We start from the raw sequence: 13,712 nt of genomic DNA, 5'->3' as shown, positions 1-13,712 counted from the left end.
GGCGGCCTCCTCAGTTCCAGACCGGCAGGTTGAGCCACCAGCCCCACCATTCCGGCCAGCCACGGGTCCAGAATGGGCCGCTGATGACGATGCAGACCGCGCTCCAGAACCCGGCCGACAGCGCCAGGAACAGGCCGAGGCGGTGGATGCCCAGCGTGCCGATCGAATAGCCGATCAGGTCGCGGAAGAAGGTGTTCTCGTGCTCGGCGGTCTTCACCGGCTCGCCCTTCGGCGGGTTCAGCGCCGACAGCACCAGCGCGCCGTGCAGCGACAGCGCCAGCACGGTGGTGAAGAAGAAGGTCACCGCGATCATGTGCGCGGGGTTGTAGTGGAAATGCAGGTGCTGGTAGCCGACATTCGACACCCAATCGAGGTGGCTCCAGATGCCGTAGGGGAAGCCGTGCCCCCAGGCGCCCATCAGCACGGGCCGGACCACCACCAGCGTGATGTAGGCGAAGACCGCGACGCCGTAGGCCACCGGGATGTGGTAGCCCATGCCGAGCTTGCGGCTGATCTCCGCCTGGCGCAGCGCCCAGGAGACGAAGGCGCCGATCGCGCAGATGGTGATCCACTGCCAAAGCCCGCCCGCGCGCATCGGCGCGAGGCGGAGCCCGTAGCTGAGATCGGGCGGGGCGATGTTGATGAGCCAGGGATTGAAGGTGCCCTGGATCGCCGCGCCGTAGAGGATCAGGCCGGTGCCGAGGAAGGTGAAGAAGGCCGTCGTGACCCCGAAGAACCCGACCCAGAAGGGCCCGATCCAGAAGTCGAACAGGTCTCCCCCGACCAGGGTGCCCCCGCGGACCCGGTATTTTCGTTCGAAGGTCAGCATCGCCATGGGTTCACGCTCCCTTGGGCCGGGCAACGGCCCGCCTGTTGCCGTGTCGTGTTCCTCGGCAGCGGGCGAGGCCCGCTGCGCTTGCCTCGCCCACTGCCGTGGTGCGACACCGGCGTCGTCCGCCTACCTTCCGACGGGCTGGCCCGGGGTGAAGGTCGGCGTCGTCGCGCACCACCCGAGGTGGTCGCAGTAGCGGGGCGAGCTGAGCACCACGAAGTGGATCAGCAGCGCCACGGTGATCACCGCGACCATCGCCAGGAACAGCGACCGCCGGGGGTCCACCACCATCCAGATCTTATGCAAGGTCTGTCTCTCCTCGTGCCGTTGCGCGGATCAGAAGAAGCGCCAGTCCGGCGGGACCACGGAATTCCCGTAGACCAGCGGGCGCCACAGCCAGACCAGCACATGCGCGCCCATCGAGGCGAAGACCGAGAAGGCCCACCCCTGGATCAGCAGGCGGTGGATCTCTCGTGCCTCGCCCTCGGTCAGGCCGGTTCTTGAACCTTCGGCCATGCGTTGGACCTCCTATTGCCTTTCGGCCGTTACCGCGCTGATCCCGCGCGGCAGGGAGCCGGGGCGAATCCTTGCCCTGGCCGATCCGCCCGCACCCGCCACCGGCGCGAAGGCCGGGGCGGACGGGGCGGGACCGTTGGTGGGGACGGGGGCCGTCATGCGACGGGTTCCGCCAGCGTGCGGGTGACGCGGTCCGCCGTCACGCGCGGTTCGGCCGCGCCGCGGGCGGCGCGCTCGATCCTCTCGCGCAGGCGCTTCGCGGCGGAGATGCGCAGCAGGAAGGGCTCGCCCTCGACATGCGCGTCGAGCAGCCGCACCGCATCCTCGTCCCACGGCTCCGCCGCGCGCAGCGGCGTCGCCTCGACGCGGTCGAGGTCGGTGCCGAGCGGCAGGATGTGGAAGAGCGCGTCGAACAGCGCGTTGCAGTATTCCTGCACGACATAGGTCGCGCCGGCATAGCCCATGAAGGGCGTGCCGGTGGCGCGGCGGATGATGGCGCCCGGGAAGCTGGCCGGGATGTAGGTGGCGCGGCTTCGAAGTTCGGCCGCGTACATCCGTTCGTTGTAGCTGCCGAAGAGGACGAGCGGCGGGGTGGCCCTCATCGCCTCCCGCACCGCGGCGTTGTCCGGCTTCTCGCCGGGGCGGCGGGCGAAGGCGAAGGCGCAGGGCACGCCCATTTCCTCGCCCAGGAAACGCTGCAGGCCGCGCGCGTAGGTCTCCGTCGCGACCACGGCGAAGCTGGCGGTCGCGAAGAAGTCCTGCGTGACGCTGCGCCAGAGATCCCAGAGCGGCTTGATGGTGGTGTGCTTCTCGCGCTCGATGAAGGGCTCGGGGTCGAGGCCGGTCAGTTCGCCGAGCTTGCGGAGGAAGCTGGTCGTGGCGAACAGGCCGACCGGCGCGCGCAGCCAGGGGCGGTCCAGCTCCTCGCACAGCCTGCTGCCGAACTCGCGGTACATGCAGATGTTCACGTCCGCGTCCGGCAGCCGCGCGATGTCCTCGACATGGCTGCCCAGCGGGAAGACCAGGTTCACCTCGCAGCCGATACCCTCGACCAGGCGGCGGATCTCCGCCAGGTCGGAGGGCATGTTGAAGGTGCCGTAGATCGGCCCGATGATGTTGACGCGCGGCGCCGGCCCCAGCTTCGGGTTGCGCGCCCGCACCTTGCGCCCGCGCGCGCCGAACTCGGTCCACAGCCACATGATGGCGCGGTCGGCCGCCTGCCACTGGTCCTCGTCGATGGTGCGGCAGATGAAGCGCTGCAGGTTGCTGCCCTGCGGCGTCACGCCGCCGCCGATCATCTCCGCGATGGAGCCGGTGACGACCACGGCGGGCAGGTCCGCATCCTGCGTCGCCGCCGCGCGCCGCAGAGCGCCTTCCGTGCCGTTCTGCGACAGCGAATCCTCGTCGAGCCCGGTGACGACGATCGGCAGTTCGTGCGGCGGCAGCGCGTCCGTGTAATGGAGCACGGCGGTGACGGGCAGGTTCTCGCAGCCCACCGGGCCGTCGATCACCACGCGCAGCCCGCGCACGGCGGAGAAGGCGTAGATGGCGCCCCAGTAGCCGCCGGCGCGGTCGTGGTCGAGGACGAGCATCGCGTCAGCTCCCCACCGCCTCGTCCGCCTTGGCCTTCGCAGCCCGCAGCTTGCGCTGCCGGTCGCGGAAGCCGGGCGGGTCCGCGGGCTTGCCCCGGAAGCCGTAGCCCGCGCCGTCGGGCGTGCCGACGCCCTCGAAGAACCCGACCATGCGCGCGAAGCGGTCCCGCCCGCGCGTCTGCGCCGCCACGATCCCGGCCATGGAAGCCGCGCCCGCCGGCCCGAACAGGGGCCGCGCGCTGACCATGTTGGTGAAGTAGAGCGCGGGGATGCCGAGTTCCTTGGCCTTCTGCACCAGCGGCGTGGTGCCGAGCGCGAGGTCGGGCCGCACCTCCCGCATCGCCGCCATGTCCTGCTCGAGGCTCGCGCGGTACTGGACGTGCACGCCCCGCGCCGCGAGCCATTCGCGGTCCGGCTCGCTCCATTCCGTGCGCGGGCAGGCGGTGCCGACATAGGGGACCTCCGCCCCCGCCTCGACCAGCAGCCGCGCCACCAGCAGCTCCGACCCCTCGTAGCCGGAGACGGTGACGCGGGCCGGGACCGGGTTGCCCGCCATCGCGCCGCGGATCGCGGGCAGCATGCGGGCCTTCGCGGCATCCAGCATCGCGGCGGGCACGTCGGCCGCCTTCGCGATCGCCTCCATCCAGGCGGCCGTGCCTTCGACGCCCACCGGGCCGGAGCCGACGACCGCGCGACCGGCCGCACGGAATTCCCGCACGCTCGCGGTGTAGAAGGGATGCACCGCGGCCGCGACCGCGCAGTCCAGCGCGCCGTAGAGGTCGCGCCATTCGCGCGCCGGCGTCTGCGGCGCGAGGCCGAGGCCCATCGGCGCGAGGAGCGCGCCGATCCCCATCGGGTCGGCCGGGAACAACTCGCCGATCAGCGCGACGGTGCGTTCGCCGTCGACATGCGCGCGCGGACGGGCCACCGGGCCGGCCTCGGCCTCGGCGCGGGCGTAGCGCAGCATGGCGCCGGCCAGCACGTCCTTCGCCTCGGCGTGGGTCGGAACGCCGAAGCCCGGGACGTCGATGCCGATGACACGCACGCCGTCGATCGCCTTCGGAAGCAGTTCGAGCGGAACGCCGGAGGCGGTGGGCACGCAGAGATTGATGATGACGACCGCGTCCACCTCCTCCGGCCTGGCGGAGGCGCGGACGGCGTCGCGGATGTCCTCGAACAGCTTGCCGGTGACCAGCGTCTCGGAGTTGAAGGGCACGTAGCCCACGCTGCGCCGCGCCCCGTAGAAATGGCTCGTGAAGGTCAGGCCGTAGACGCAGCAGGCGCTGCCCGAGAGGATGGTGGCCACTCGCCGCATCCGCAGCCCGACGCGCAGGCTGCCGAAGGCCGGGCACATGCTCTGCGGCTGGTCGTGCGGGCCGCGCGGGTAGTCGGCGGCGAGCCGGTCCAGCGCCTCGGTCTTCCCGGCGCTGCGCGCGGCGTCGAGCATGGTCTCGCGCCCGGCGTGGCAGCCGGCGGCTTCGGGCACGGTCCGGGGCGGGATCGCGTCCATCGCTCAGGCCCCCTCGTACACCACTTCGAGCGACGGCTTCGCCACGAGGCCGGCCGAACGCATGTCCTCCTGCGAGGCCGGCTGCAGCACCACGCCGCGGCCCACCACGTCGCCCTTGAACAGGCCGAGCAGCGCTTCCTGCGACAGCGGCTTCGGGCGCAGCGGCGGCGCGTCCGACACCTGCACGCCCAGCGCCTCGAACAGCGGGCCCCATTCGCCGTCGGGACGGCCGACGATCTCGTAGTTCGCGCTCTTGCGGCGGATGTCCTCGTTGGCGGGGATGGCGGCCAGGACCGGGATGCCCACCGCCTCGGCGAAGGCCTGCGCCTCCCCCGTGCCGTCGTCCTTGTTCACGACCAGGCCGGCGACGCCGACATTGCCGCCGAGCTTGCGGAAATACTCCACCGCCGAGCAGACATTGTTCGCGACGTAGAGGGATTGCAGGTCGTTGGAGCCGACGACGATGACCTTCTGGCACATGTCGCGCGCGATCGGCAGGCCGAAGCCGCCGCACACCACGTCGCCCAGGAAGTCGAGCAGGACGAAGTCGAAGTCCCAGTCGTGGAAGCCCAGCTTCTCCAGCAGCTCGAAGCCGTGGATGATGCCGCGCCCGCCGCAGCCGCGGCCAACCTCGGGCCCGCCGAGCTCCATCGCGAAGACGCCGTCGCGCTTGAAGCAGACATCGCCGATCGTCACCTGCTCGCCGGCCGCCTTCTTCCTCGAGCTCGTCTCGATGATGGTCGGGCAGGCCTTGCCGCCGAACAGCAGGCTCGTCGTGTCGCTTTTCGGGTCGCAGCCGATCAGCAGGACGCGCTTGCCCTGCTGCGCCATCATGTAGCTGAGGTTGGCGAGGGTGAAGGACTTGCCGATGCCGCCCTTGCCGTAGATCGCGATGACCTGCGCCTGCTTGCGGGGCGGGCCGGTGTGCACGGGGTCGGGTCCCTGCGCCGCCTCCTCGCGCAGCGTCTCGACCATGCTGGCCTGGGGGGAGGCGTTCGGCTTGAACCCGGCGGGGGCGTTCATTCTTGCTTCCTCCAGTCGAGAATCATCTTCAGGCAGGCGGGATCGTCGAAGGCCGTGCGGTAGGCGTCCGGCGCCTCCGCCGCGTCGCGCCGGTGCGTGACCAGGCCGTCGAGCGCGAGGCGCCCATGGGAGAGCAGCGTCTTCACCGCCAGCAGGTCCGGCTCCTTCCATTCCGCGGCGACGCGGATCCGCGCCTCGCGCATGAAGGCGGGCGGGAAGGCGAAGGAGAGCGGGGCGCTGTAGAAGCCCGCGAGCACCACCTCGCCCCCGGGCGCGAGACGGGCGATCAGCGCATCGAGCAGCGAGGAGTCGCCGCTGACGTCGCAGATGCAGCGGTAGTCGCGCCGCGGATCGGCCTCGGGGTCCAGGACCTGGTAGCCATGCGCGCCGCCGCGCCGCGCCTCGTTGCGTTCCCACACCACCGGCGGCGGCGACCCTGCCGCGACGACGAGGCGCGCGACCAGCCGTCCCAGCACCCCATGCCCCACCACCAGGTCCGGCATCGCCGCGCCGGATGCCACCGCATGCTGCGCGGTCGCGGCCAGCGCCAGCAGCACGCCGTCGGCGCCCAGTTCCTCGTCGATCGGCACCGCGCGGGCGGAAGGCACGACGAGCCGGCGGGCCGCGCCACCGAACAGCCCGCGCACGGGCCCGAAGCAGCGCGCGCCGGCAACGAAGACGCGTTCGCCAGCCCGGCGCGTCGCGCGCGCCCCGGCCTGCACCACGCGGCCCACGGATTCGTAGCCGGGCACCAGCGGATAGCCCATGCCGGGGAAGGACGGCATGCGGCCGGAATACAGCAGGCGTTCGGTGCCCGTGCTGATCCCGCTCCACTCCACCTCGACCACCACATCCTCCTCGCCGGGCGGCGTGAGGGCGAGGCGGCTCAGCACGAGTCGTTCGGGCGCTTCCAGCAGGACGGCGACGGTGTCCACTTGGACTTCCCGCTCCAGGTCAGATCGTCAGCCTAAACTGACAACGTGTTATGTCAAGCTAAACTGACATGACCGACGCCGCGCGACGCAATGCGTCAGCCAGCCGTGACATCCGCGACCAGCACGCGCACCAGCAGGGGGGTGCGGGTTGCCAGCAATTGCGCGCGCCCGAACCCGGCCTCGGCGACCAGCGCGCGCAGTTCCTCCGGCCGGCGGGGGCGGCCGCGGCCCATGGCGAGCAGGTAGAAGCCGAAATACGCCTCCCCCATCGGCTCGGCGCCAGGGGTGCCGGCCATCGGCTCGGCGATCAGCAGCCGCCCATGCGCGGGCAGCGCAGCGCGCACGCGGCGCAGCAGGGCACGCACCACGTCGTCGTCATGGTCGTGCAGCACGCGCACGAGGCTGACGAGGTCGGCGCCGACGGGCAGGTCATCCGCCGTGAAGTCGCCTCCATGGACCGAGGCGCGGGCGGCCAGCCCGGCTTGCGCCAGGCGTTGCCGCCCCTGCGCGGCCACCGCCGGCAGGTCGAACAGCATGAGCCGCAGCCCCGGCGCGGCCTTCGCGACGGCGGCGAGGAAGGCGCCGCTGCCGCCGCCCACATCCAGCAGCGCGCGGTGGCGGCCGAAGTCGAAGGCGGCGATCACCTCCTCCGCCACCATGGGCTGGGATGCCGCCATCAGCGCGGTGTAGTCACCAACGCGGTCGGGCGCGAGCGCATCCGGCGCCGCCGCCCCGGCATAGGCCCAGTAGCGCGACAGCGCATTGCCGCCGCGGTCGCGACGCAGCAGCGCCACGGGATCGGCCAGGTCGGCGTAGAGCATGGCGTGGTGTTCCACCATCGCGGCGATGCCGGGGTTGCCGATCATCGCCGCGCCGAGCGGGCCGAGCGCCCAGCGCCCGTCGTCCCGCCGCTGCACGAGGCGGAGCGAGCCCGCGGCCGCCAGCAGCCGCGACGCCGCCTCGGGCGGAAGGGAGAGCCGGCGCGCCAGCGCCGCCTCGTCCAGCGGGCCGGCCTCCAGCAGGTCGAACAGCTTCAGCCGCACGCAGGCCAGCAGGACCTGCGAATAGACGAAGCCCGCGCAGAGGTCGAAGAGCTGCCTCGCCCGGCGCCGCGCCAGCGGCCGCGTCGGCGGGAAGGCGGCAGCCCAGCTGCGGAAGCCCGGCTTCGCGGTCAGGCCGTCGCGCCAGGCGCGGAAGCGGTCGCGCCAGGTCGTGCCCGGCATCGCGGCCCCGGACAGGCTGCTCATGCGGCGGGGGCGAGCTTCCGCGGCACCAGGCGCTGCGCCTCCTGCAGCATCAGCGCGCGCAGCGCCACCTGGCCGTGGCAGTCGGGGATGGCGGCCACCGCGGCCTCGCTCAGCTCCCGCAGCCGCGCCATGGCGCCGCCGAGGCCGAGCTGCAGCACCGCGCTCGGCCGGCCGAGCGCCTTGTCGCGGCCCACCGGCTTGCCGAGGGTCGCGGCATCCTCCACTGCGTCGCGCAGGTCGTCGGCAACCTGGTACGCCTCGCCCAGCCGGTCGCCCAGCAGGCGCCAGCCATCGGGGTCGGGATGCGCGGCGGCGGCGGCGCCGGCGACGCAGGCGGCGGCGAACAGGGCGCCGGTCTTCTGCCGCTGGTAGTCGGACAGGTCGGCCCGGTCCTCGCATTCCCAGGCCTGGCCGGCGACGATGCCGAAGGGCACGCCGACCCCGTCGCCGATGGCGGCGATGCAGGGGCCGAGCCGTTCCGGCGCGCAGGGCGCCGCGCGCGAGAGGGTCTGGAAGGCGAGGACGATCAGCGCATCCCCCGCCAGCACCGCCAGCGGTTCGCCGAAGGCCTTGTGGACGCTGGGCTTGCCGCGCCGCGTCCCGGCATCGTCGAAGCAGGGCAGGTCGTCATGCACCAGGCTCGCGCAGTGCAGCAGCTCGATCGCGGCGGCGGCGGCTGAGGACAGGCCCGGCTTGTCGTCGCCGCAGGCGGCGGCGACCGCCAATGTCAGGCGCGGGCGGATGCGCGCCCCTTTCGGGAAGACGGCATGGCGCAGCGCGGCGGCCAGGCGTGGCGGCGAGCCCGTCGCCTCGGCGCAGAGCACGGCGTCGGCCAGGCTGGCTTCGATGCGCGCGGCGGCGTCCATGCGGAACCTCCCGGGGGTGACGTTCGTGGCTGGCGGAGCGTCAACTTTGCACGTCAGACCTGACTGTCAATCTTTCCTGACAGACAAGTCAATGGCTTTCCGCCGAAGGGCACGCAGCCGTCACCAGCGCAGCTCGAAGATGCAGTCGGGGGCGCCGCAGGCTTCGCACTCCGTCTCCTCCGCCCGGCTGTGCGGGCTGACCAGGGCGCGGAACAGCGTTTCGAAGGTGGCGGCGTAGTAGCCGCAGGCCGGATGGTCCGCGGCGCCTGCCCTGGCGATCGGCCCGCCCCGGATGGCCAGGCGCAGCGGCGCCCGGCCGAGGCTGCGGAAGCTGCCGCTGCCCGCGAAGGTCCAGGCATGCCGCCCGATCGCGCCGAGCAGCAGCCGCGCGGCAAGTGCCGGCGGCAGGCGGCGCAGCACGGCCTGCAGCGCGCGCGGGATGCGGTGCGCCAGCAGGTAGCGGGCCGTCAGCCGCCCCGCATCCCGCGCGACCCCGTCCGCGGCCGCCGCGCCCAGCATGGCGCGCAGGGTGCGGTGCAGGGCGGTCACGTCGCCTTCCGGCACCATGCGCCCGGGCGGCGCGAGCAGGTGGCGGGCCTGGCCTGCGGCGGCGAAGACCGCTTCGCAGGTGGCGGCGCCGTGCCGCGCCGCCAGCGCCTCGGCCAGGCGGGTGACGGCGTTGGGGCCGATGCGGCCGGAGGAAAGGATGGTGCCGTCCACGGGGTCGGAGAACGGTCAGCCGCGCGGCGGGGCCGAGGCACCACCCGTCAGATGGGACGCGCCGCCGCCGCAGGCCTTGAAGGGCGTGCGCGCCGGCTCCTCCCCGCCCAGCTGTTCGGTCCCGCCGCCGCAGGCCTTGGCGGTGGCGGCATTGGCGGCCGGCAGCTTCACCTTCGGGCGGTGCATCGTCTTCCACATCGCGTTGTGCGGCGCGGCCACCGCCTTGCGCGCGTCGAACTGCCGCGTCCCGTCGAAGTGGAAATCGACGTTCTTCTTCGTCTGCGGCCCCCAGTAGCCGACCTTGCCGAGGTCGTAGAAGGTCCGCTGCACGCCGGACTTCAGGAAGGCCTTGAGGCAGCCGAGCAGGTAGCTGCGCCGCCGCCTGTCGCGGGTGAAGGGATATTCCAGGAAGGCCTTGCGCATGTAGAAGCGGCGGTAGTTCGCCATGGTGCGGTCCAGCAGCGTCGCGCGGTCCATCGAATCGGGCTTCATGATGGGCGTGACGAAGTTGTACTTGCTGAAGTCGAACACCTCGACCTTGTCGCCCAGTTCCTTGAACAGGTCGCTGAAGGGCCAGGGCGTGTACATCGCCCAGTTCGCCATGTCGGGGTTCCAGTCCCGCGCCATGCGGTAGGTCTCCTCCAGCGTCTCGACCGTCTCGTTCTCCAGCCCGACGATGAACTGCGCTTCCGAGACGATGCCGGCCGCCTTCAGCAGCTGGATCGCCTTGCGGTTCTGGGCGACCGTCGTCTCCTTGTTGAAGCGGTCGAGCTTGAGCTGCGCCGCGGCTTCCGTGCCGAGCGAGATGTGGACCAGCCCGGCCTGCCGGTAGAAGGGCAGCAGCGCCTCGTCGCGCAGGATGTCGGTGACGCGGGTGTTGATGCCCCATTGCACCTTGTCGGGCAGGCCGCGGTCGATCAGCTCCTGGCAGAACTCGACGAACTTCTTCTTGTGGATGGTCGGTTCCTCGTCGGCCAGGATGAAGAAGCCGACATCGTGCTTCTCCACCAGCTCCTGTATCTCATCCACCACTTTCTTCGGGTCGCGCACGCGGTAGTCGCGCCAGAACATCCACTGGCTGCAGAAGCTGCAGGTGAAGGGGCAGCCGCGCGCCATGTTGGGAATCGCCACGCGCCGGCCGGTCGGGATATAGAGGTACTTCCTCCAGTCCAGGATGTCCCAATCCGGCTTGATCCTGTCGATGTCCTTGATGGGCGGCGCGGCGGGCGTCGCCACCACCTTGCCCTCCGCGAGATAGGCGATGCCGCGGACCTTCGCGCGCTCCTCCATCCATCGCCCGTCCTCGACGCAACGCACGAGGTCGAGCAGCACCTGCTCCCCCTCGCCGCGCACCACGGCATCGATCCAGGGTGCCTCGGCCAGGACCTGCGGATACATGAAGGTGCCGTGGATGCCGCCCAGCACGGTGACCGCGCGCGGGCAGGCTTCCTTCGCCAGCTTCAGAAGCCGCTCGGCCTCGTAGATCGCGGGGGTGATGGCGGTGGCGCCCACGATGTCGGGCTGCAGCCGGCGCAGCGCATCGCCGACCTGCTCATCGGTCATGTGGTCCGTCATCGCGTCGATGAAGGTGACGTCGTCATAGCCGTCGGCCTTCAGGTAGCCGGCGAGGTAGGCGACCCAGGCCGGCGGCCAGTTGCCGGCGATCTCGGCGCCGCCGGAATGGTAGTTCGGATGGACCAGGACGATTCGCATCGGGCGCCTCCGGCCGGAGCACCCGGCCATGCTGCCAGCGTCATCCATACCTGACGTCCGGCGCCTTGATATGTGTCAATCCATCATGACATATCCGAAGCGCGTCGTGCCGCCCTACGTGGCGGGGGACGCTCAGCCGGTGGCGGTGCGGCGGTCCATGCCGTCGAGCCGCGCGAGGAGATCGGCGGCCCAGGCGATGCGTTCGCCCAGGCCCTGCGACGTGGCTTCGGACGGGGCGGGGGCGTTCGCGACGGCCTCCACCAGGAAGCGCGTGGCGGGCAGCGGCGGCAGGGCAGCCCCTTCCCCAACGCGCCAGGCCAGGGCGCGCAGGCCGGACAGCATCAGCCAGGCCTTCCGCCGCCCCGGTACCCAGGCGCGGGCGGCGATCGAATCCAGCCCCTGCCGTTCCACCGCGCGGCCGATCCCGGCATAGACGAAGCGGGCAGCGCCGATGCCCGCGCGGCAGTCGCGCGGCAGCAGCGGAATGCCGGCCTCGGACCGGGCGTAGCAGGCATCCGCCGCGGCCAGCAGCCGCGCCACGACGCGGCCGATGGCGGGCGTGAAGCGGGGCGCCGCCAGCCAAACCTCGGGCTCCACCCCCTCCTCGCGCAGCCAGGACAGCGGCAGGTAGATGCGGCCGTTGCGGGCATCCTCTCCCACGTCGCGGGCGATGTTGGTCAGCTGCATCCCGACGCCGAGGTCGCAGGCCCGCGCGATGGCCGGCGCGTCGCGCACGCCCATCAGCAGCGTCATCATCGCGCCGACCGCGGCGGCCACCCGCGCGCAATAGGCCTCGAGCGCGGGCAGGTCCTCATAGCGGCGGCCCTCCGCATCCCAGGCGAGTCCCTCCAGCAACGCCCCCGGCAGGGCGCGCGGGATGGCGAAGCGGGCGGCGACATGGGCGAAGGCCCGGTCGACGGGCCCGGACTGCGGCCGGCCGGCATAGGCATCGTCCAGCCGCGCGGCCAGCCGCGCCAGCGCCCCCGCCCCGCCCTCGGCCAGATCGATTTCGTCATCGGCGATGCGGCAGAAGGCATAGAGAGCCGCGGCCGGCGCCGCCACGCGCCGGGGCAGCAGCAGCTGCGCCGCCCGGAAGGACTTCGACCCGCCGGCGAGCAGCGCCTGGCAGGCGGCCAGGTCCTCGGGCGAGATCTCCGGCGGCAAATGGGGCATCAGGCGGGACCCGGCGTGACGGCCACCACTGTAAAGACGGATTGACAGCGGAGGCGAGGAAAAATCACGCCTCCCCCCCCAGGATCAGCCGCGCGGCCTCGACCGGCCTTTCCTCATGTGCGAGGTGGCCGAGCCCGGGCAGCACGACGACCCGCGCGGAGGGCAGGCGCGCGCGCACCTGCTCCGCCTGCCGCGGCGGCACTGCGCGGTCCCCCGCGCCGACCACCAGAAGCAGCCGGGGCGCCAGCCGCGGCAGGTCGCGCAGCAGGGGTGCCAGATCCCAGTTCGCCATCATGCCGAGCGCGGCGGCCACATGCGCGCGGTGGCGGAACAGCCGCGCATAGAGATCGACGCCGCGCGCGTCGATGCGGCTGCCGGTGTCGCGCAGCAGCCGTTCCGACACGGCGCGGTCGCCGGCCCGCCAGGCGAACAGGCCAGGGACGAAGGGCAGCCCCACCAGCAGCTTCGCCGCCCCCTTGAAGAAGGCCGCGTTGCGTTCGCCGAGCGGCAGCAGCGCGCCGTTCAGGCTGACCACGCGATCCGGCGCGATCCGCCCGTCGAGCGCCATGCGCAGCAGGATCGCGGCGCCCGCCGAATGGCCCGCCACGCGCGCGGGCGCCAGCCCCAGCGCCTCGCACAGCGCGGCGACGGAAGCCGCCATGCCCGGCAGGGACAGCCGCGCCTGCGGCACCGGGTCGGTGAAGCCATGGCCGGGAAGGTCGGGCGCGACGACGCGGAACCGGGCGGCGAGCAGGGGCATCAGGTCGCGCCAGGAATGGGTGGCGGCGGCGGTGCCATGCAGCAGCAGCAGCGCGGGGCCCTGCCCCATCTCCTGCACATGCCAGCGGATGCCGGCGGCGGCGACGAAGCGGCTCGCGGCGCGGTTGGGCCAGTCGCGCCCCTCGCGGTTCCAGTCCGGGCGGTCGGGCATGGCGCGTCAGGTGGCGCGCGTGGCGGCGACGGCGCCCGACAGGCGCGCGGCATCGGCCGCCGGCAGCGGCAGGTAGCGCGCGCCCATCGCCTCGGCCAGCCGCTTCGCATAGGGCTGCGGCCGCGGCGCGGTGTCCACCAGCAGGGCCGGGATGCCGGCCAGGCGCAGCGGCAGCGCGGCGGCCAGCGCATCCGCCTCCGCCGCGTCGCGCCCGGTGGCGCCGCCGCGCGCGACATTGGCGCGGCCGTCCGTCAGCAGCACGAGCAGCGGCGTGCGGCCGCGGCGCCGCGCTTCCGCCGCCACCGCCCCCGCGGCTTCCAGCCCCGCGGCCAGCGGCGTCGCGCCCCCGCCGGGCAGGCCGGCCAGGCTGCGCCGCGCGCGCGGCAGGGACGCTGTCGGCGGCAGCAGCAGCTCCGCGGTCCTGCCGCGGAAGGCGACCACCGCCACCTGGTCGCGCCGCGCGTAGCAGTCCCCCAGCAGCATCTCCACCGCGCCCTTCGCCTCCGCCAGCCGGTGCAGCGCGGCGGAGCCGGAGGCATCGACGGCGAAGATCGCGGTGGTGCCGGCGCGGTGCTCGAAGCGGCGCAGGCGGATGTCGTCGCGATGGATGCGCAGATGCGGCCCGGCCGGGCGTTCGCGGCGGCGCAGCCCCTG

At 72.7% G+C, this 13,712-nt stretch carries 14 protein-coding genes; all 14 read right to left on the bottom strand.

Annotation, left to right across the window (positions count from 1 at the left end):
• Window positions 1–10: 10 nt before the first annotated feature.
• Entirely contained in the window at window positions 11–835 is an 825-nt protein-coding gene (gene pufL / locus ACK8OX_RS19710) for a photosynthetic reaction center subunit L (protein ID WP_430665949.1), read from the bottom strand.
• Between the two features lie 123 nt (window positions 836–958).
• A complete protein-coding gene (gene pufA, locus ACK8OX_RS19705) occupies window positions 959–1,138 on the bottom strand; it encodes a light-harvesting antenna LH1, alpha subunit (RefSeq protein ID WP_430665948.1) in 180 nt (59 codons plus the stop codon).
• Window positions 1,139–1,168: 30 nt separating this feature from the next.
• Window positions 1,169–1,348 carry a hypothetical protein gene (locus ACK8OX_RS19700; RefSeq protein WP_430665947.1) on the bottom strand — a complete coding sequence of 60 codons (180 nt, stop codon included), beginning with the start codon at window positions 1,346–1,348 and terminating at the stop codon, window positions 1,169–1,171.
• Window positions 1,349–1,503: 155 nt separating this feature from the next.
• A complete protein-coding gene (gene bchZ, locus ACK8OX_RS19695) occupies window positions 1,504–2,940 on the bottom strand; it encodes a chlorophyllide a reductase subunit Z (protein WP_430665946.1) in 1,437 nt (478 codons plus the stop codon).
• A 4-nt stretch (window positions 2,941–2,944) separates the two neighbouring features.
• Window positions 2,945–4,450 (bottom strand): chlorophyllide a reductase subunit Y, encoded by a 1,506-nt coding sequence (gene bchY, locus ACK8OX_RS19690; RefSeq protein WP_430665945.1) that lies wholly within the window; start codon window positions 4,448–4,450, stop codon window positions 2,945–2,947.
• A 3-nt stretch (window positions 4,451–4,453) separates the two neighbouring features.
• Window positions 4,454–5,473 carry a chlorophyllide a reductase iron protein subunit X gene (locus ACK8OX_RS19685; RefSeq protein WP_430665944.1) on the bottom strand — a complete coding sequence of 340 codons (1,020 nt, stop codon included), beginning with the start codon at window positions 5,471–5,473 and terminating at the stop codon, window positions 4,454–4,456.
• Window positions 5,470–6,408, bottom strand: a complete 939-nt coding sequence (gene bchC / locus ACK8OX_RS19680) for a chlorophyll synthesis pathway protein BchC (RefSeq protein ID WP_430665943.1) — start codon at window positions 6,406–6,408, stop codon at window positions 5,470–5,472. Before bchC ends, ACK8OX_RS19685 begins: the two co-directional genes overlap by 4 nt.
• A gap of 95 nt (window positions 6,409–6,503) precedes the next feature.
• A complete protein-coding gene (locus ACK8OX_RS19675; RefSeq protein ID WP_430665942.1) occupies window positions 6,504–7,655 on the bottom strand; it encodes a methyltransferase in 1,152 nt (383 codons plus the stop codon).
• Window positions 7,652–8,521, bottom strand: coding sequence for a polyprenyl synthetase family protein (locus tag ACK8OX_RS19670; RefSeq protein ID WP_430665941.1), 870 nt, complete (start codon window positions 8,519–8,521; stop codon window positions 7,652–7,654). The genes ACK8OX_RS19675 and ACK8OX_RS19670 overlap by 4 nt, the downstream gene beginning before the upstream one ends.
• 120 nt (window positions 8,522–8,641) lie before the next feature.
• The gene (gene bchJ / locus ACK8OX_RS19665) at window positions 8,642–9,241 is read right to left on the bottom strand and encodes a bacteriochlorophyll 4-vinyl reductase (protein WP_430665940.1); all 600 of its coding nucleotides are present in this window, start codon (window positions 9,239–9,241) and stop codon (window positions 8,642–8,644) included.
• A 15-nt stretch (window positions 9,242–9,256) separates the two neighbouring features.
• Complete coding sequence (bchE, locus tag ACK8OX_RS19660; RefSeq protein WP_430665939.1) at window positions 9,257–10,954, bottom strand: magnesium-protoporphyrin IX monomethyl ester anaerobic oxidative cyclase; 1,698 nt, start codon at window positions 10,952–10,954, stop codon at window positions 9,257–9,259.
• A gap of 132 nt (window positions 10,955–11,086) precedes the next feature.
• Entirely contained in the window at window positions 11,087–12,127 is a 1,041-nt protein-coding gene (locus tag ACK8OX_RS19655; RefSeq protein WP_430665938.1) for a phytoene/squalene synthase family protein, read from the bottom strand.
• Window positions 12,128–12,191: 64 nt separating this feature from the next.
• Window positions 12,192–13,058: an alpha/beta fold hydrolase BchO gene (gene bchO / locus ACK8OX_RS19650; protein ID WP_430665937.1), complete on the bottom strand. Its 867-nt coding sequence runs from the start codon at window positions 13,056–13,058 to the stop codon at window positions 12,192–12,194.
• Window positions 13,059–13,064: 6 nt separating this feature from the next.
• The coding region (locus ACK8OX_RS19645; RefSeq protein ID WP_430665936.1) for a VWA domain-containing protein at window positions 13,065–13,712 on the bottom strand (648 nt) is incomplete at its 5' end.

This window comes from Falsiroseomonas sp. CW058 (assembly GCF_050563535.1).
Taxonomy (GTDB): domain Bacteria; phylum Pseudomonadota; class Alphaproteobacteria; order Acetobacterales; family Acetobacteraceae; genus Falsiroseomonas.
Note: the sequence above shows the minus strand (reverse complement) of the source record. Positions and strands in the feature narration are given on the sequence as shown.